Genomic DNA, 17,729 nt, shown 5'->3' with positions numbered 1-17,729 from the left:
AGCTTAGCCCCTCGGTGTCCGCGGCTTGCCGCCCGGGCGTCCACCGCCTGGGCCACCACGCGAACCACCACCTGGCTTACCGCTATTGGGTCTGCCGCCGGAAGGCTTGCCGCCAAAGGACTTTCCGCCACCCGGCTTGCCACCGAAACCGGGCTTGCCACCCGAGGGCTTGCCGCCGAAGCCTGAAGGCTTGCCACCAAAGGGCTTGTCGCCTCTCGACGGACGATCACCAAAGGAGCGTTCACCCCTGTCTTCGCGTGCCGGGCGGTCGCCACGCGGTGGGCGATCCGAGAAGGAACGTGCGGGGCGATCACCAGGGGGGCGATCACCGAACGAACGTTCTCCCCTCGGCTTGTCGCCGTAGGGACGATCGCCACGGGGCTTGTCACCAAAGCTGCGTTCGCCGCGCGGACGCTCTGAGCGCCCCTCGCTGGAGAAGGATTTGCCGCGGGCCGGACGGTCTCCGTCTTCGCGGGGCTTGCGGTCACCGTAAGGCCTGTCGCCACGGGGGCGATCACCAAACGAGCGCTCGCCTCTCGGCTTGTCGCCGAACGAACGTTCACCGCGTGGCTTGTCGCCGAAACCACGGTCTTCGCGATCACCACGCCTTGCGCCTCGTTCCGGCTGGTCTTCACCGCGGATCCAGTCGCTGTCATCCTTGACGCGGTTGATCTTGACGCGGAGATCGTTTTCCGGCGCTGGCTTCTTGAACAGCTGCTCGGCCTGGGCGCGGGCTGTTACCTTGCGGCCGCTGTCGTCGGTCGTCGGGCGGGCGCCGGGCGCCATCCAGACATTCGCCGTGCGGCTGGTGCCCATCGGCGGGCGCTTCTTCGGCTTCTCATCACCGAAATCGCGATCCGATGGCTTCGCCCCGAACTTGCCGGAAGGCCTGTCGGAGAACTTGCGATCGTCGCGACGGCTGTCGGGACGCTTGGTGTCGAGGCGGCCAAGGGCACGCTCGCGACGGTCGCCGCGATCACCACCCCGATCGTCCGAGCGGTCACTCGCCCGGCCGCGTTCGGACTTGGCCGGACGCTCGGCCTTTTCGGCGCGCTGCGGCTGCTCGTCTTCGGAACTGCGCTCGTTATAAAGCGGGGCTTCGAAATTGGCTTTCGATTCATCGATCAGGCGCGGGCCGAGCTGGTCGCGCAGTGTGCGGCCGCGCACTTCCAGCACTTCGCCTTCCGGCAGGTCGCCGAGCTGGAACGGACCGTAGGAAATGCGGATCAGGCGGTTGACCTCGAGACCGAGCGCGCCGAGCACGTTCTTGATTTCGCGGTTCTTGCCTTCGCGAAGACCCATAGTGATCCAGACATTGTGACCCTGGGCACGGTCGAGCGTCGCTTCGATCGAACCGTAGAGCACGCCGTCAACGGCAATGCCGTCCTTCAGTTTGTCGAGCGCGGCCTGATCGACCTCGCCATGGGCGCGCACGCGGTAGCGGCGCAGCCAGCCGGTGGTCGGCAGTTCGAGCGTGCGCGACAGACCGCCGTCATTGGTCAGAAGCAGCAGGCCTTCGGTGTTGATGTCGAGGCGACCGATGGAGAGAACCCGCGGAAGACCTTCCGGCAGGTTGTCGAACACGGTCGGGCGACCTTCCGGATCGGAATTGGTCGTCACCAGGCCACCGGGCTTGTGGTAGAGCCAAAGACGGGTGCGCTCGATGCCGCGGATCGGCACGCCATCCACTTCGATCTTGTCTTCCAGCGTCACGTTGACCACCGGTGTATCGAGCGGCTTGCCGTTCAATGTGACGCGACCTTCAAGGATCATCCGCTCCACGTCACGACGCGAAGCTACGCCGACACGGGCGAGAATTTTCGAAATACGCTCGGGCTTGCCGTCGGTCGGCGCGGATGCACCCTCGCCGACGAATTCCTCGCGCTTGGCCGAACGGACCGGCTTTCTGACTGCCCCTTCTGCCTTGGCGCGCGGCTTTGCCGCGCCAGCAGGCTTGTCGCTGAATTTGGCTCCCGGCTTGCCTGAGGACTTGAAGCCCGGCTTGCCCCCCGACTTGGAAGCAGTGCTGCCTTCGGCTTTCGGCTTGATTTCGCGAACGAAGGTTTTCGCTTCGCCGCGCTTCGGCTTGTCTTTTGAATTCATATGTTGTTTGCCTGAAGCAGGATGTCGACGGAGTATCCCGGACATACTTGTTCGTGTTGACCAGATGGATGCACACCCGTGGGGCGCGCTTCGCGTTGCATGCTTCCTACCAGTTCATGCGATCCGGGTTAAGAGGAAATCGCTGAAATGCCTAAGAGCGACAGCTTCATGGATGCCGCACTGACAGAAGCCAGAAATGCCGCCGAACGCGGCGAGGTTCCAGTCGGTGCCGTACTCGTCATCGACGGCGAGATTGTCGCCCGCTCAGGCAACCGCACCCGAGCCGAAAACGACATTACCGCCCATGCCGAAATTGCCGTGATCCGCGCGGCTGCCGCCAAGGTCGGAAGCGAGCGGCTTGGCGGAGCGGATCTCTATGTGACGCTGGAGCCATGTACCATGTGCGCCGGCGCCATATCCTTCGCCCGTATCCGCCGGCTTTATTACGGCGCCAACGATCCCAAGGGCGGCGCTGTGGAAAACGGCGTGCGGTTTTTCTCGCAACCCACCTGCCACCATGCGCCCGAAGTCTATTCCGGCATTGCCGAAGTGCCGGCGGCAGACCTGCTCATCGACTTTTTCCGGTCCCGACGGGACAAATAAGACTTACAAAAAAGGCCCGGCTTGGCCGAGCCTCGTTCGCTCAATCTTACTGGAAGGGCTTCCACCAGGCAGAGCCCTTTGTGGAAGCGGCCTCGGCTTCCTTCTTGCGGCGAGCTTCCTTCTTGGTCTCCGGCTCACCCAGATCCTGCAGGGTCTGCGCATCTGCAGTTCGGAATTCCGTCGGCGGATCGGAGAGCGAACGGCGGCCTCCGCTGATGCCCGGATCGTTTGCGTTGGCTTTCGCCTGACGGAAGGCTTCCCACTTCTGCGATTCCGTCAACTGCCCGGCCTGGCCCTTGCCGGCCAGAAGCGGTGAACGGTAGTTCGGGTTGCTCTGGTTGTCGGTCGCTTCCTGACGAAGGCGCTCACGTGCCTCTTCCGGCGATTCGACCCAGTTCGGGTTGTTTTCGCGGTTGGCAAGCGATTGCTGCGGCGGTGGCAACGCCCCGCCTTCCTGATGGCTGGCGACGACCAGCGCAGGACGTGGGTTGTAGCGGATCTTCGCCTTTTCCTTGGCGCGATCGCCACCGATATCGATGGCCGAAGTCACGTCATCGCCCAATTGTTCCATGGCAGTCTTGTCTGTGCCGTAGGTCGGGCTTCCCATGCAGCCGGAAAGCGTCACGGTCGCAACCAGAATACCGGCCGCACCAAGGGCCATACGCAAGGTTTTCGTCGTTTCCATCAAACCCCTACCACGGACGCCCGCCTCGACGCCTCATAGACTATTGCCATCGACCTGACGGATAAATCCGGCCAATTTCAGGCAGGAATACCGGATGACGCGCTTAAGCGCAATCATCCGGCACGGTTCATGAGATTACAACTTGCCAAGCTTGGCAAGTTCAGTCAGCGCCGCAGCATCGCGCGCCGAGACATCCGGCCAGGCCGGATCGGCACCGACATCGGTCGTCACACGCCACGAACGAGCGCATTTGGTGCCCTCAGCCAGCTTCGGATCGACCGACACGCCCGCGACTTCCGGCAGACGGAAAGCCGTTTCCGGGCCTTCACCTGCCGTGATCGTGATGGCCGAAGTGATGCAGGTTTCCTCGAATTCGAGACCTTCCAGCGCCTTCAACAATTCGGCATCGGCAACATAGACGACGGGTGCTGCTTCCAGCGACGAGCCGATGCGCTTGTCCTTGCGCTCGATTTCAAGTGCGCCTGTCACGACCGAACGAACCTTGCGGATCTTCGCCCACTTTTCGGCAACCGCGTCGTTCTTCCACTCGGCAGGCACCTGCGGGAACTGTTCGAGATGCACCGAGACCGCATCCGGTTTCAGCGACAGCCAGGCCTCTTCGGTGGTGAAAGGCAGCATCGGGGCAAGCCAGGTGACAGTGGCCTCAAAGATTTTGCGGATGACAGCAAGCGAAGCGCGGCGGCGCGGCGAAGACGGGGCATCACAATACAGCGCGTCCTTGCGGATATCGAAATAGAAAGCCGAGAGTTCGATATTGGCAAAATCGATCAGCGCACGGGTGATCTTCTTGAATTCGAACGCATCATAGCCTTCGCGTACGAGCTTATCGAGCTCATACAGGCGATGCAGCATCAGCTTTTCGAGTTCCGGCAGATCGGCGTAGGCGATCTCTTCGCCCTCGTCATGCGCCAGCGTGCCGAGCATCCAGCGGATGGTGTTGCGCAGCTTGCGATAGGCATCGACATTCGTCTGAATGATCGTCTTGCCGAGGCGCTGGTCTTCCCAATAGTCGGTGGTCATGACCCAGAGACGCAGGATATCCGCACCGGCATCCTTCATCACGTCCTGCGGGGAGACGACGTTGCCGAGCGACTTCGACATTTTCTGGCCCTTTTCATCCATGGTGAAACCATGGGTGACGACCGTGTCATAAGGCGCGCGGCCGCGGGTGGCAGCCGATTCCAGAAGCGAGGAATGGAACCAGCCACGATGCTGGTCGGAACCTTCGAGATAGACGTCGGCCGGCCATTTCAGGTCCGGGCGGTCTTCCAGCGTGAAGGTGTGGGTCGAGCCACTGTCGAACCAGACATCGAGGATATCCATGACCTGCGTCCACTTTCCGTGGTCGTGGCCATTGCCCAGGAACCGTTCCTTGGCGCCTTCGGCGAACCAGGCATCGGCACCTTCGGCATCGAAGGCTTCGAGAATGCGCTTGTTGACCTCTTCATCCTGCAGGACATTGCCTTCTTCATCGGCAAACACGCAGATCGGGACGCCCCAGGCGCGCTGACGCGAAAGCACCCAGTCCGGGCGCTGTTCGATCATGGCGCGTAGACGGTTCTGGCCGCCGGCGGGGACGAAACGGGTGTCGTCGATCGCAGACAGCGCACGGGTGCGCAGCGTTGTGCCGTCCTTCAGGTCCTTGTCCATATAGACGAACCATTGCGGCGTGTTGCGGAAGATGATCGGCTTCTTGGAGCGCCAGGAATGCGGATAGGAATGCTTCAGGCGGCCACGGGCAAACAGCGCGTTACGTTCGATCAGCGCCTTGATGACGCGGTCGTTGGCATCACCCTTCTTGCCGTTGTCATCCATGACGCGGGCGCCCTCGAAACCGGGGGCGTCGGCGGTGTAGGTGCCGCTATCGTCGACCGGGAACGGGATGCGGGTATCGATGCCCCTGGCTTCCAGTTCCTTGACCGACGACATCCATGCCTCGAAGTCTTCACGGCCGTGGGAAGGAGCGGTGTGGACGAAACCGGTACCGGCATCATCGGTAACGTGATCGCCGGCGAGAAGCGGAACGGCGAAGTCGTAACCGCCGCCGAGGCCCTTCAAGGGATGAGTAAGCGTCAGGGCAGCCATCTCCTCGGCCGAGACACCACGTAGCTTCTTGAAAGTGAGCTTTGCCTTAGTGGCGGACTCTTCCGCCAGCGCATCGGCAAAGATCAGCTTTTCACCCGGCTGCGGACCGAAGTCGTTGACGGCTTCGGTCACTTCGTAAAGGCCATAAGCGACCTTTGGCGAATAGGCGACGGCGCGGTTGCCGGGGATGGTCCACGGAGTGGTGGTCCAGATGACAACGTGAGCGTCGGAGAGTTCGGCAGCGCCGACGACCGGGAACTTCACCCAGATCGTGTCGCTCTCGTAATCGTGGTATTCGACTTCCGCTTCCGCCAGCGCCGTGCGCTCGACCACCGACCACATGATCGGCTTGGAACCGCGATAAAGCTGGCCGCTCATGGCGATCTTCAAGAGTTCACCGGCGATGCGGCTTTCCGCGTGAAAGTTCATCGTCAGATACGGGTTGTCGAAATCGCCGACGATGCCGAGGCGCTTGAATTCGTCGCCCTGGATCTTGATCCATTTTTCGGCATAGGCACGGCATTCCTTGCGGAATTCGATCATCGCGTCCGGCTGCTTCAGGTCCGGCTTGGCCTTGCCCTTGGCGCGGTAGTTTTCTTCCTCGATCTTCCACTCGATCGGCAGGCCGTGGCAATCCCAGCCCGGAACGTAATTCGAGTCATAACCGCGCATCTGGAACGAGCGGGTGATGACGTCCTTCAGGATCTTGTTCAGCGCATGGCCGATATGGATGTTGCCGTTGGCGTAGGGAGGCCCATCGTGCAGCACGAACTTTTCGCGGCCGACGGCGGAGGTGCGCAGTTGTCTGTAGAGGTCCATCTGCTGCCAGCGGGCAACGGTTTCCGGCTCCTTCTGCGGCAGGCCGGCGCGCATCGGGAATTCCGTCTCGGGCAGATAAAGGGTCTTCGAGTAATCGAGCTTTTCAGCAGTATCGGTCATATCAGGCAATCGTCTCTTGGCGCCACGTTTCGGCGCGATGCGGATGAGAATTCGGTGGCGGAGGCGCTGTTCAAACGCCAAAATCCCGGACCTTCCCGCAGCTTGATCAAGCAGCGCGGAAAGCCGGGCCTATAATTCGTATGATCATCAGAGCGATGATCTGGGCCGACCGGAAAACTGTCATGGACGCGGTTATTAAGGCGTTTTGGGGCGGAAAGGAAGGGGGAAATCGGATTGGCGAGACGACATGATTGCCTGACTGCCGCGAGGTCGTATATTCTTGCCGCGACTGTACCAGAACAGGTTTGGGCCGTTGTTATGAAAAGAACGTTTTTCGTAAAAGCCGTTTGGGATGAAGAGGCCAAGGTCTTTTATTCCGAGAGCGATATCGACGGCCTCCATATCGAAGCTCCGACCGTAAATGCTTTCGAGGACGTGCTCTTCGACGCAGCCATCGATCTGATCGTCGCCAACCATATGTCAGCAGCAGACCTTGCTGACACACCGATCAGAGATCTCATTCCAGCAATTCTCTGGGAGAGACCTGCCAGCATTCCGGCTGCGGCCTGATGGTCGATGGTTTTTACAAAACCGTCCGCACGATCATTTCGGAACTCGGTTATGAATATCTGGCCAACGCGAAGGGTTCGCATGAAAATGGCGCTCGCGAGACACCGGAAAGATCATATTGCTTCCGCATAATCTTTTGAGTCGACACACCGCCAACGCTATCCTGAAAGATGCGGGCTCGGAAAAGCGCCTTTAAAAAACGACTGCTCTTCAACCCCTCGGATTTGCCGCCATCACACCGCGCAGTGCATCGTTGATGCGGTCCTGCCAGCCGGGGCCGTCTTCCTGAAAATATTCGATAACCGCGCTGTCGAGCTTGATCGAGACAAGTTCCTTCACTTCCGGCAGGGCGCGCTTTTCGACAGGTGCTGCGGCGGCTTTCTTTGCCGGCTTGAACAGGGCTTCGGCGGCATCCATCGGGTTGGCGGGTCGGCGCGGGGTGCTTGCCATGATCTTATCCTTCGTTTTCTGCGTTGAAGGCGAATGCGATCTTCGCATCCAGTTCACTGATCGGCTGAACGCCGGAAAGCAGCGCCCTCGCCTCTTCCTCGTCGCGGCGGATCTGCGCCACAAGCGGGTCAAGCCCGTCGAATTTCAGTTCGTCGCGCAGATGGCCGAAGAACGAGACGGCGCAGACTTCGCCATAGAGCGAACCGGAAAAATCGAAGAGATAGGTTTCGAGCAACGGAGCGCCGTTATCGGTCACCGTCGGGCGGCGGCCGTAACTTGCCACGCCGTCATAAAGCGTACCATCGGCACGACGAAACCGGACGGCATAGATGCCGGGCTTCAATTCCGCCTCGGGCGCCAGCCGCATATTGGCGGTAGGAAAACCGAGCTGGCGGCCGAGCTTTTCCCCGTCGATCACTTCGGCTTCCACCGTATAGCGATAACCGAGCAGGCCGGCTGCCTGAGCGACATCCCCCTCGCCCAGCAATTCGCGGATACGGCTTGATGAAATCACCTCGGCGTTTTCATCGCGGAAGGCATCGACCAGCGAGACGGAAAAACCGTGGCGCTCACCGGCGGCCATCAGGAAGGCCGGCCCACCCTCGCGGCCCTTGCCGAAATGGAAATCGAAGCCGGTGACGACTGCACTCGCGCCCAGCCAGTCGACCAAAATAGACCGGATGAACTCTTCGGCGGAGCGGCCGGCAAAATCGCGATCGAACGGATATTCGATCACCGAATGGAACCCCATCGCCTCCAGGAGCCGCGCCTTCACCGGCGCCGGCGTGATGCGGAAAACCGGCTGGTCAGGCTTGAAGACGGTACGCGGATGCGGCTCGAAGGTCAGGACCAGAGCCGGTACACCGCGTTCTTCCGCCAGCTTCAGCGCACGTTCGAGCACGCTGCGATGACCGCGATGCACGCCGTCGAAGTTGCCGATCGCGACCACTCCGCCCTTCAGAGCCTCGGGCAGCGGATCCTTCTTTTCGTTGCGGTGAAATACGGTCATGAGACAGGTCCGGGGCAGGCTATTTTATATTACGAGACCGGTTAGGCCAGATCAATCAAGCAAGTCTGGGCATCCAGAATTTCGGCGCGGCGTTTTCGCTTTTCAACCAGGCCTGCAGGATGGCCTCGTCCGTCTCGCCGTTGACGGTGTATTCCGCCACATGGATACCAGCGCTGATATAAAGCAGGTCGAGGCCTTGCGAAAGCGCGCCGCGCACATCGGTCGGCATGCCGTCGCCAACAGCGAGCACCTTCGACCTGTCGAACTCGCCGCGCACTTCGCGGGCGGCCGCAAGCGAGGCCTCGTAGATCGGGAAATGCGGCTTGCCGGCGATGCGGGTCTTGCCGCCGAGCTGTTCGTAATAGGCGGCAACGGCACCGGCGCATGGAATGATCTTGTGGCCACGCTCGACGACGAGATCCGGGTTGGCGCAGATGAAAGGCACGTCGCGGGCAACCAAGGCCTTCAGCATCTCGGTATAGTCTTCCGGCACTTCCTTCTCGTCATCGAAGAAGCCGGTGCAGACGATCGCTTCCGCCTCGTCGGCCGAGACGACCTCGACGTCGAGGCCATCGAAAAGCGGCATGTCGCGCTCGGGGCCGAGCAGAAAGACCTTTTTCGGGCCTTCGGCGATCAGGTGGCGGGTCACGTCGCCGGATGTGACGATGCGGTCATAGGTGCCGTCTTCGACGCCGAGCAGTTTCAGCTGCTCGATGACGCCCGGCGCGGGCCGCGGGGAATTGGTGATCAGAACGACCGTCGCGCCGGCCTTGCGGGCTGCGGCCAACGCCTGACAGGAATGCGGAAAGGCTGCAACACCGTTATGCACCACGCCCCAGACATCGGACAGAACCACATCGTAGCCGCCAATGACTTCACTCAAATTCTGGATGCGCTTTGCCATGCCTGTCGATCACCTTCTGCCACGTCTGGCCTCACATATCTGGCGCTGATGTCGCAAAGCGTGGCCTGGATGGCAAGGAGATTTGCGTGCAGTGCGGTATATTTCATGCGGCCGTTACATGAGCGCCGACAAGCGAACCGCCAGCCCGGCCGCGGCGCAGATACCGAGAACCGGCATCATGCCGAGCTTCATCCGGAACAGCAAAACGGCCGAGAGCAGGAACAGAACTGCTGCCACCGGATCGAGGCTTGCCCAGACCGGCAGCGCCAGTTCAAGCTCAAGCGACGGCACGAGTTCGACCTTTCCTACTTCGCGAAACAGAACATGCAGGCCGAACCAGATGGCGAGGTTGAGGATGACGCCGACAATCGCCGCAGTGATCGCCGACAGCGCGCCGGACAGGATGCGATTACCGCGCAGGCGCTCGATATAAGGCGCGCCGGCAAAAATGAAGATGAAGCTCGGAACGAAGGTCGCCCAGGCTACCAGCAAAGCGCCGAGAACGCCTCCGACGACCCCGGAAGCCTCGCGAAAACCGGTGAGGAAACCAACGAAGGAAAGAACGAGAACGAGCGGCCCCGGCGTGGTTTCGGCCAGCGCCAACCCATCCAGCATTTCGCCCGGCTTCAGCCAGCCATATTGCTCGACACCGACCTGCGCCACATAGGCCAAAACCGCATAAGCACCGCCGAAGGTGACCAGCGCCATTTTTGAGAAGAAGGAGAAAAGACTTGTCAGGCCATCCGGTGCGGAAAAGGCCCAAAGGATCAGAAGCGGCAATTGCCAGACGATGATCCAGCCGATCAGGCTCATGATCGCCCTGCCCGGTGATGGTGGTGCGTGAAGATCGGTGAGGTCTGTTGGTGCCGTGGTGACACCGGTTCGCCGGGCATTGAGGAAACCGGCAGAGGCAGCAGCGAGAACCACGACCGGAAAGGGTACAGAAAAAATAAACAGCGCCACGAAGGCCGTGGCTGCCACAAGACAGAGAAACCCGCTCTTCAGCGTCTTCTTCGAGAGCCGAATGACCGCCTCGACGACGATGGCAAGAACTGTGGCCTTGAGCCCAAAGAACAGACCGGCCAGCCATGTGGTTTCCTGCCAGAGCGCGTAGGCGGCCGACAGGATGGTGATGACGACGAGGCCGGGCAGAATGAAAATCAGCCCGGAAATGATGCCGCCGCGGGTGCCATGGGTCAGCCAGCCGATATAGGTGGCGAGCTGTTGCGCCTCCGGTCCCGGCAGCAGCATGCAGTAGTTCAGGGCATGCAGGAACCGCTCCTCCGAGAGCCAGCGTTTTTCCTCCACGACTGCACGGTGCATCATTGCTATCTGCGCTGCCGGGCCACCGAAGCTCAAACAGCCGATGCGGGCGAAGACGGAAGTTAGTTCGGCAAGTGTGGGATGAGTGCTATCCGATTTTCCCACATCGTCAATCGCCGCCATATGCCCACCCCTAAACCGACATCCTCAAAAGGAATGCGCCTCAGTAAAAATGTCATGTTAAAGCTATATGACAATTTTCATTGGCTGGCTTCATTGGCTGGCTTCATCGGCAGCTGCCATGCTGAGGTCAAACTCTTCTGACAGAAGCCGTCTCGCCAGAGCAGGAGAGTAATGGCCGTTGGCTGTTAATCCTGTTTTGCTTGATGTTGCAGAGCGGCAACGAAAATTTCGAGCCCGTTCTTGACTCGCCCGATGGCCACCCTTATCTCGGGCTCCGTTAGCACTCTCATCCGAGGAGTGCTAAACGAGATCCGCGGGTCTTATTCCTGAGACCTGTCCATGTCATTTGATCGAGGGATTAGACAATGGCAAGCACAACTTTCCGCCCCCTGCACGATCGCGTTGTCGTAAAGCGCGTCGAGTCTGAAGAAAAGACCAAGGGCGGCATCATCATTCCGGACACCGCCAAGGAAAAGCCGGCTGAAGGCGAAATCATCGCAGTCGGCTCCGGCGCACGTGACGACAAGGGCGCACTCGTTGCTCTCGACGTGAAGGTCGGCGACCGCGTTCTGTTCGGCAAGTGGTCCGGCACCGAAGTCAAGCTTAACGGCGAAGACCTTCTGATTATGAAGGAATCCGACATCATGGGCGTTATCGGCTGATTGCCGGCAACGCTTTTTTCGTAATTCGCTGAAACCTCTATTCAGGAGCTCTCAAAATGGCAGCTAAAGAAGTAAAATTCGGCCGCTCTGCGCGCGAAAAGATGCTGCGCGGCGTCGACATCCTCGCTGACGCAGTGCAGGTAACGCTCGGCCCGAAGGGTCGTAACGTTGTTATCGACAAGTCCTTCGGCGCTCCGCGCATCACCAAGGACGGTGTATCGGTCGCCAAGGAAATCGAACTTGAAGACAAGTTCGAAAACATGGGCGCCCAGATGGTCCGCGAAGTTGCTTCGAAGACCAACGACATCGCCGGTGACGGCACCACGACCGCAACCGTTCTGGCCCGCGCGATCGTTCGCGAAGGCGCCAAGGCAGTTGCTGCCGGCATGAACCCGATGGACCTGAAGCGCGGTATCGATCTGGCCGTTCTCGAAGTCGTCAAGGACCTGCAGGCCAAGGCAAAGAAGATCTCCACCTCGGCTGAAGTTGCCCAGGTCGGCACGATCTCCGCAAACGGCGACACGCAGGTCGGTAACGACATTGCTGAAGCCATGCAGAAGGTTGGCAACGAAGGCGTCATCACCGTCGAAGAAGCCAAGACCGCTGAAACCGAACTCGAAGTCGTCGAAGGCATGCAGTTCGACCGCGGCTACCTGTCGCCTTACTTCGTGACCAACCCGGAAAAGATGATCGCGGACCTCGAAGACGCGTACATCCTGCTGCACGAAAAGAAGCTCTCGAACCTGCAGGCGATGCTTCCGGTTCTGGAAGCCGTCGTTCAGACCGGCAAGCCGCTCGTCATCATCGCTGAAGACGTCGAAGGCGAAGCTCTTGCAACGCTCGTCGTCAACAAGCTGCGTGGCGGCCTGAAGATTGCTGCCGTCAAGGCTCCGGGCTTCGGCGATCGCCGCAAGGCCATGCTGGAAGACATCGCCATCCTCACGGGCGGCACCGTCATCTCCGAAGACCTCGGCATCAAGCTCGAAAACGTCACCCTCGACATGCTCGGCCGTTCCAAGAAGGTTTCGATCTCCAAGGAAAACACGACGATCGTCGACGGCGCCGGCCAGAAGGCTGACATCGAAGGCCGCGTAGCCCAGATCAAGGCGCAGATCGAAGAAACCACTTCGGACTACGACCGCGAAAAGCTGCAGGAACGTCTTGCCAAGCTCGCTGGTGGCGTTGCCGTCATCCGCGTTGGCGGCTCGACCGAAATCGAAGTCAAGGAACGCAAGGACCGCATCGACGATGCTCTGAACGCAACCCGCGCGGCCGTTCAGGAAGGCATCGTACCGGGCGGCGGCGTTGCCCTGCTCCGTTCGGCTTCCAAGATCACCGTCAAGGGTGCGAACGACGACCAGGAAGCTGGTGTCAACATCGTTCGCCGCGCTCTGCAGTCTCTGGTTCGCCAGATCTCTGAAAACGCCGGTGACGAAGCTTCGATCGTGGTCGGCAAGATCCTCGAGAAGAACGAAGACAACTACGGCTACAACGCCCAGACGTCTGAATATGGCGACATGATCGCCATGGGCATCGTCGACCCGGTCAAGGTTGTTCGCACGGCTCTGCAGAACGCAGCTTCGGTTGCTTCGCTGCTGATCACCACCGAAGCCATGATCGCCGAACTTCCGAAGAAGGAAGCAGCTGGCGGCGGCATGCCTGGCGGCATGGGCGGCATGGGCGGCATGGACATGATGTGAGACCGTTGAGGTCTCATGTCTGAGCCATCCGGTTCAGGAATAGAAGGGCGGTCGCAAGGCCGCCCTTTTTTGCGTTGTGGAAAGGTGGGAATGCAGACGGCGGCTCTCGGCCCATTGCGGACGAAACGCGTTTAGTGGATCAGGGTCAATTCGATAAGAAAATAGGCAGAGCTAGCGCCATTCCGACAGGGGTCGCCATTCCGAACAGAAGGAAACAAGCAGCCGATGCAACACCCCAGCAACACCAGAATATGCGAAATTTTCCTGACGCAAACCCAAGCGCGCAGAGCGCTAACGTGAGCAAGAGAACGGTTAGACCTATTGTAAATCCTTGCGACCCCAATGCCATCAAGGTGCTAGGAATGAGGCCCAACACTATGGCGATAGCAACAAGAATTGGTGCCTTCGCCGCGACGCTCTGGATTGTTTTACCTTCTGTCATTGTGGCATCGGTCTCAAAGAAAATGTACACTCGCTGTTTATTTGCGGTCATACTTTCTCAACCACGTTAATGTCCGCTTATGCCCAAAGCGGACATCAAAGCGCTGTTTGTTCATGTAAATCTAGGTATACGATGGCTGCGACTGGCCTGGGCCGAAACCGGAACAAAGGCTTGTTACTGATCGGTCGCGACGGGATGTGCGTTAGAACCCATGAGTGACGAGAGAATCCCGAAACATCTGATAGATCAGCGCCTCCGTAATCGCATTATTGAGGTGATTGAATCTCTCGCTGATGGCGATGAGGCAGTGAAGCTGTTTGGTTTCGGCGGATATTTCAATTGGTTCTTCGATTATTTTCCCGAAGATGGGAATTTTGTGCCGCTTTCCACAATGTCGATGGACGAGACGGCCGCAGCTCACGAACTTCTAAATCAAATGCTGAATGCAGCCGAAGCTACACCGCAACACATGTCCGACGACGAATTCATTGCAACAGGCTGGCCAACGCATATTCAGCCGATCGCTCGAAGGGCCATACGCACGTTCCTCATCAAAGGTCGTTGCGCCGAAGAATAGCGGTCACCTCAGTTTCCAATAACGAATGATCGGAATTGGCGCGAACCGGAAGGTGGCAGTCGGCCCAAACCCGTCATTGCAGCGCTAACACTTCGCACGGTTTACAGCGATCACGCGCCCCAAAAAGGCTATGACTAAGGGTATCCATACTGCCACAACCAAATAGGATGTTGCTTTCGCGCCGACACATTCGCTCTCATCAATTTGACAGCTTCGAGCTACTCCCATTCGAAGCTCCGATATCGCGATGAACAGTAAGGCTCCAACCACGATCGAGGATATCCAAGTCCGGACGCCTCGGCGCACCGTCAAAATTGATATGATGAGGACGATGCAGGGCAGAAGATTTATAAGCCCCAGAGACATAGTTTCTCCAAGTTGATCGCAAACGTGCAAGAATTATATCCGTTGCGATAGTTGCCGCAATGGCCCTTTTGGTGCGAAGCGGAATGCCACTGTCGGGTGTCGGCCCGACGCCGCCATCGAGCCATGAAAAGCACTCTATGGCACTACTTTAGTAGATGGTTTTTCTTTGCATATCGTTCACGTGCCAGGATGTAGTCACTGCTCCAAACATCTACGGCTTCGTAGGCTTCGTCGAGAATGATCTGCAGCTCTGGGTCGCCGTCAATCCGATCCATCCGATCAAGCTGACTTACAGGAAACGATGCTCCGAACGTATCGATAATCCTGCTCATGATACCCGCGTATTCGGGTAAGAGCATGTCCTGCAGCGCATCACGAACAGTGAGAGCTAAAGCTCCCGACGAGTTATTAAGGAATTGCTGGATGCCGCCATTCCCGACCTCTCCGTCGAAGAGTGCTGTGGCATAGAGATAGACGTTTGGCTGGCCAAGCATTGCCACCGTCTGGGGGATAAGCTGATCTTCAATGGAGATGCCTTGTTCAGCCTGATCTATCGCCTGCCTCAGAAGCCAGTCATCGAGCGAATTTAGATCATCGTAAATCGCCATCATCTCTTCCCGTCGAAACTCAAAGGTGTTTCAGCTCCAACTCCCAATCAATGGGTACTGGTGCTGGACGCGACCGATCCGTTGTGGCCACACGAACATCAAAAGCTTGACCTGCGAAGACGTCGTGAAATGATTTGACGTTAGACTGCGGATCGGATGACCGCAATTGGCGCGCAGCGGAAACCCACCTCCAGCCGAAAGCAGTCGTTCCCGCTCCGACGAACACAACCATATGCTGTCACATATCAGCGTTGCAGAATGAGATATATGCATCTGCCCAAAATGAGAGCATAAGGCACATAGATTATGCAAATGAGAGCCTTTGTCATGGATTGGGTCCCTGTCGTCTTCGTCATCTTCAAGGCTGCCGCTTTGGGCTTGGCCATGTTCTTCGCCATCAAGTGGCATTATGATCAGGGTGAAAAGGGTGAGACGCTGGCGTTGGTACGCACGGGCGGCAAGGTAGCGGCAGTGTTCGCACTGGCGGTACTGGCCCTGGCAGTCTTCGCATTTTTCCTCAGCAGTCAGCTCGGTCTGGACTTGAGCTTGTGATGGCCAGGCATTCGGTGCCCCCTCCCGGTCGCCGAATGCGCGTTTTCGTGATCGGTTCGGCGCGCGATATTAGCGTGTCGTTAACCATCCGAACCTAGACAATCTTCGGCACGGTGGTCGATGATCTTCCGCCTGAGAGCAGAAGACCGTCATGTCAGTTATCGCCTTTTCCCTTCGCAAGAGCGGTCGCGTGAAAACGCTGATCTCTGCAAAACGCTCAGCCAAAGCAAAGCGGAAGGCGCCGGGCAGTGCGAAGCAGGCGAGATCCCGCCTCGTCATCCTGTCGACCTGTTTCATCCTTGCCTATTGCGCGATGTTTGCCCGGATGACCGAATACGGCTTCAGCCCGGCAGAGGCGACCGCATCCATTCCCGCCAATAACAATATCGCGGCGCGTCCGGACATTACCGATCGCAATGGCGAGCTTCTGGCGACAGACATCCACACCGTTTCGATGTTTGCCGAACCTTTCCGCATCGTCGATCTCGATGAGACGGTGGAGAAAATCTCGGCCCTTTTTCCGGATCTCGATCGCAAGTCGCTTTATGCCAAGCTTTCCGACAAGCGCCAGAAATTCATCTGGGTTCGCCGCCAGCTGACGCCGAAGCAGCAGAGCGAAGTGCTGAAACTCGGCATCCCCGCCATCGGTTTCCGCCCGGAAGTGAAGCGATTCTATCCCGACGGCCGCATCGCGGCGCATGTGCTCGGTTATGTCGATATCGACAATCGCGGCGTCGCCGGCATGGAAAAGTATCTCGATATGCAGGGGCTTTCCGACCTGAAGAGCGTCGGGCTGACCACCGAAGAAGCGTTGAAGCCGATCCGCCTTTCGCTCGATATCCGGGTGCAGAATATCGTCTATGACGCGGTTCGCCACGCGATGAGCGAATACAAGAGCAAGGCTGCCGGTGCGGCCGTCATCGACATTCACACCGGCGAAGTGCTGGCGCTTGCTTCTGCACCCGATTTCGATCCCAATGATCCGCAGGCCGATGGCGGAGACGGCTGGCTGAACCGGATGACCAACGGCACGTTCGAAATGGGCTCGACCTTCAAAACCTTTTCGATGGCGATGGCGCTCGATTCCGGCGTGACAAAACTTTCCGATACGTTCGACGCCACGACGCCGCTTCATTTCGGCCGCTTCACCATCCATGACGACCGCGACGTGCCGCGCCGCTGGCTGACCGTGCCGGAAGTTTTTCGCTACTCCTCCAATATCGGCACCGCCAAGATGATGGACCGGGTCGGGATGGACAACCAGAAGGCCTATCTCACCAGGTTCGGGCTATTGACCCGGATGGAAACCGAGCTGCCGGAGGTAAAGACCCCCAGCCAGCCGAAAGTGTGGAAGAAGATCAACGCCATCACTATCTCCTTCGGCCATGGCGTGGCGACCACGCCGCTGCAGACGGCGGTTGCCGGCGCGGCGCTCGTCAATGGCGGCGAGCTGATCGAGCCGACCTTCTTGCCGCGCACGGCAGAGGCTGCCGAACAGACCGCGGTGAGGATCGTCAAGCCGAGCACGAGCGATACGATCCGCACCCTGTTCAAGCTCAACGGCGAAGAGGGCTCGGGCAAAAGCGCCGACGTTCCCGGCTTCCATGTCGGCGGCAAGACGGGAACGGCAAACAAGGTCATCAACGGCAAATATTCCCACACGCTGAGCTTCAACGCCTATCTGGCGGCCTTCCCGATCGATCACCCGCAATATGTCGTTTTGTCCTTCTGCGACGAGCCGCTTTCGGGCGAAGGCACGACGAGTACTTTTGCCACCAATACGGCAGCGCCGATGGTAAAGCAGATCGTTGCGCGCGCAGCGCCGATGCTCAATGTCGTCCCGGATTTCGAACCGACGATGGTCGCGAACTACTGAGACCGCCTGCCCCCTATGAATACATTCGCTTCTCGGAGGCAGAAGCATGCTGCAACCAAGGTCCAAATGAAATTCGACAGCACCACCTGTGCGAGTATAATTTTAGACAGGTATAAAATAATACATTAGCC

Annotated in this window: 15 protein-coding genes; 7 read left to right on the top strand and 8 right to left on the bottom strand. The window is 58.9% G+C overall.

Translation table 11 applies throughout. The annotated features are described in order from the left end of the window. Positions 1-3: 3 nt before the first annotated feature. Positions 4-2,103 (bottom strand): pseudouridine synthase, encoded by a 2,100-nt coding sequence (locus MRBLMR1_RS16365; protein ID WP_500065286.1) that lies wholly within the window; start codon positions 2,101-2,103, stop codon positions 4-6. A gap of 147 nt (positions 2,104-2,250) precedes the next feature. Between MRBLMR1_RS16365 and MRBLMR1_RS16360 the strand changes: the two genes are divergently transcribed. Next, entirely contained in the window at positions 2,251-2,706 is a 456-nt protein-coding gene (locus MRBLMR1_RS16360; RefSeq protein WP_148142912.1) for a nucleoside deaminase, read from the top strand. Between the two features lie 46 nt (positions 2,707-2,752). Here MRBLMR1_RS16360 and MRBLMR1_RS16355 read toward each other — a convergent pair whose 3' ends face one another. Beyond that, on the bottom strand, positions 2,753-3,391 hold the full coding sequence (locus MRBLMR1_RS16355) for a hypothetical protein (RefSeq protein WP_148142913.1): 639 nt from the start codon (positions 3,389-3,391) through the stop codon (positions 2,753-2,755). A 135-nt stretch (positions 3,392-3,526) separates the two neighbouring features. Further along, positions 3,527-6,436 (bottom strand): isoleucine--tRNA ligase, encoded by a 2,910-nt coding sequence (gene ileS / locus MRBLMR1_RS16350; RefSeq protein ID WP_148142914.1) that lies wholly within the window; start codon positions 6,434-6,436, stop codon positions 3,527-3,529. A gap of 318 nt (positions 6,437-6,754) precedes the next feature. Between ileS and MRBLMR1_RS16345 the strand changes: the two genes are divergently transcribed. After that, positions 6,755-7,006 (top strand): DUF1902 domain-containing protein, encoded by a 252-nt coding sequence (locus MRBLMR1_RS16345; RefSeq protein WP_148142915.1) that lies wholly within the window; start codon positions 6,755-6,757, stop codon positions 7,004-7,006. A gap of 210 nt (positions 7,007-7,216) precedes the next feature. On the opposite strand, the gene MRBLMR1_RS16340 is transcribed toward MRBLMR1_RS16345, so the two are convergent. From MRBLMR1_RS16340 to chrA, 4 genes are all read right to left on the bottom strand, one after another. Then, positions 7,217-7,456 carry a BrnA antitoxin family protein gene (locus tag MRBLMR1_RS16340; protein ID WP_148142916.1) on the bottom strand — a complete coding sequence of 80 codons (240 nt, stop codon included), beginning with the start codon at positions 7,454-7,456 and terminating at the stop codon, positions 7,217-7,219. Between the two features lie 4 nt (positions 7,457-7,460). After that, positions 7,461-8,465 (bottom strand): bifunctional riboflavin kinase/FAD synthetase, encoded by a 1,005-nt coding sequence (locus MRBLMR1_RS16335; RefSeq protein WP_148142917.1) that lies wholly within the window; start codon positions 8,463-8,465, stop codon positions 7,461-7,463. Between the two features lie 55 nt (positions 8,466-8,520). After that, entirely contained in the window at positions 8,521-9,369 is an 849-nt protein-coding gene (locus MRBLMR1_RS16330) for a TIGR01459 family HAD-type hydrolase (RefSeq protein WP_148142918.1), read from the bottom strand. Positions 9,370-9,483: 114 nt separating this feature from the next. Then, entirely contained in the window at positions 9,484-10,815 is a 1,332-nt protein-coding gene (chrA, locus tag MRBLMR1_RS16325) for a chromate efflux transporter (protein ID WP_500065282.1), read from the bottom strand. A 365-nt stretch (positions 10,816-11,180) separates the two neighbouring features. Between chrA and groES the strand changes: the two genes are divergently transcribed. The 3 genes from groES to MRBLMR1_RS16310 all read left to right on the top strand — a co-directional run bounded on the left by groES (position 11,181) and on the right by MRBLMR1_RS16310 (position 14,196). Further along, positions 11,181-11,477: a co-chaperone GroES gene (gene groES / locus MRBLMR1_RS16320; RefSeq protein WP_092997992.1), complete on the top strand. Its 297-nt coding sequence runs from the start codon at positions 11,181-11,183 to the stop codon at positions 11,475-11,477. A 56-nt stretch (positions 11,478-11,533) separates the two neighbouring features. Beyond that, positions 11,534-13,177 (top strand): chaperonin GroEL, encoded by a 1,644-nt coding sequence (gene groL / locus MRBLMR1_RS16315; RefSeq protein ID WP_148142920.1) that lies wholly within the window; start codon positions 11,534-11,536, stop codon positions 13,175-13,177. Between the two features lie 653 nt (positions 13,178-13,830). After that, positions 13,831-14,196 carry a hypothetical protein gene (locus MRBLMR1_RS16310; RefSeq protein WP_148142921.1) on the top strand — a complete coding sequence of 122 codons (366 nt, stop codon included), beginning with the start codon at positions 13,831-13,833 and terminating at the stop codon, positions 14,194-14,196. Positions 14,197-14,705: 509 nt separating this feature from the next. Here the strand turns inward: MRBLMR1_RS16310 and MRBLMR1_RS16305 are convergent. After that, positions 14,706-15,170, bottom strand: coding sequence for a DMP19 family protein (locus MRBLMR1_RS16305; protein ID WP_500065279.1), 465 nt, complete (start codon positions 15,168-15,170; stop codon positions 14,706-14,708). A gap of 327 nt (positions 15,171-15,497) precedes the next feature. On the opposite strand from MRBLMR1_RS16305, the gene MRBLMR1_RS16300 reads away from it, so the two are divergent. Together MRBLMR1_RS16300 and MRBLMR1_RS16295 are read left to right on the top strand one after the other, a co-directional pair. Continuing rightward, positions 15,498-15,722 carry a hypothetical protein gene (locus MRBLMR1_RS16300; protein WP_210297757.1) on the top strand — a complete coding sequence of 75 codons (225 nt, stop codon included), beginning with the start codon at positions 15,498-15,500 and terminating at the stop codon, positions 15,720-15,722. Between the two features lie 151 nt (positions 15,723-15,873). After that, positions 15,874-17,598, top strand: coding sequence for a peptidoglycan D,D-transpeptidase FtsI family protein (locus MRBLMR1_RS16295; protein WP_148147364.1), 1,725 nt, complete (start codon positions 15,874-15,876; stop codon positions 17,596-17,598). Positions 17,599-17,729 lie beyond the last annotated feature (131 nt).

Source organism: Neorhizobium sp. LMR1-1-1.1 (assembly GCF_040675795.1).
Lineage (GTDB): Bacteria > Pseudomonadota > Alphaproteobacteria > Rhizobiales > Rhizobiaceae > Neorhizobium > Neorhizobium cellulosilyticum.
Note: the sequence above shows the minus strand (reverse complement) of the source record. Positions and strands in the feature narration are given on the sequence as shown.

Bases quoted from the DNA above. Each gene is read 5' to 3' on its own strand.
- MRBLMR1_RS16335 (WP_148142917.1), bottom strand. From the start codon at position 8,465: ATGACCGTATTTCACCGCAACGAAAAGAAGGATCCGCTGCCCGAGGCT.
- MRBLMR1_RS16340 (WP_148142916.1), bottom strand. From the start codon at position 7,456: ATGGCAAGCACCCCGCGCCGACCCGCCAACCCGATGGATGCCGCCGAA.
- ileS (WP_148142914.1), bottom strand. From the start codon at position 6,436: ATGACCGATACTGCTGAAAAGCTCGATTACTCGAAGACCCTTTATCTG.
- MRBLMR1_RS16305 (WP_500065279.1), bottom strand. From the start codon at position 15,170: ATGGCGATTTACGATGATCTAAATTCGCTCGATGACTGGCTTCTGAGG.
- MRBLMR1_RS16295 (WP_148147364.1), top strand. From the start codon at position 15,874: ATGTCAGTTATCGCCTTTTCCCTTCGCAAGAGCGGTCGCGTGAAAACG.
- MRBLMR1_RS16300 (WP_210297757.1), top strand. From the start codon at position 15,498: ATGGATTGGGTCCCTGTCGTCTTCGTCATCTTCAAGGCTGCCGCTTTG.
- chrA (WP_500065282.1), bottom strand. From the start codon at position 10,815: ATGGCGGCGATTGACGATGTGGGAAAATCGGATAGCACTCATCCCACA.
- MRBLMR1_RS16355 (WP_148142913.1), bottom strand. From the start codon at position 3,391: ATGGAAACGACGAAAACCTTGCGTATGGCCCTTGGTGCGGCCGGTATT.
- MRBLMR1_RS16360 (WP_148142912.1), top strand. From the start codon at position 2,251: ATGCCTAAGAGCGACAGCTTCATGGATGCCGCACTGACAGAAGCCAGA.
- MRBLMR1_RS16365 (WP_500065286.1), bottom strand. From the start codon at position 2,103: ATGAATTCAAAAGACAAGCCGAAGCGCGGCGAAGCGAAAACCTTCGTT.
- MRBLMR1_RS16345 (WP_148142915.1), top strand. From the start codon at position 6,755: ATGAAAAGAACGTTTTTCGTAAAAGCCGTTTGGGATGAAGAGGCCAAG.
- groES (WP_092997992.1), top strand. From the start codon at position 11,181: ATGGCAAGCACAACTTTCCGCCCCCTGCACGATCGCGTTGTCGTAAAG.
- groL (WP_148142920.1), top strand. From the start codon at position 11,534: ATGGCAGCTAAAGAAGTAAAATTCGGCCGCTCTGCGCGCGAAAAGATG.
- MRBLMR1_RS16330 (WP_148142918.1), bottom strand. From the start codon at position 9,369: ATGGCAAAGCGCATCCAGAATTTGAGTGAAGTCATTGGCGGCTACGAT.
- MRBLMR1_RS16310 (WP_148142921.1), top strand. From the start codon at position 13,831: ATGAGTGACGAGAGAATCCCGAAACATCTGATAGATCAGCGCCTCCGT.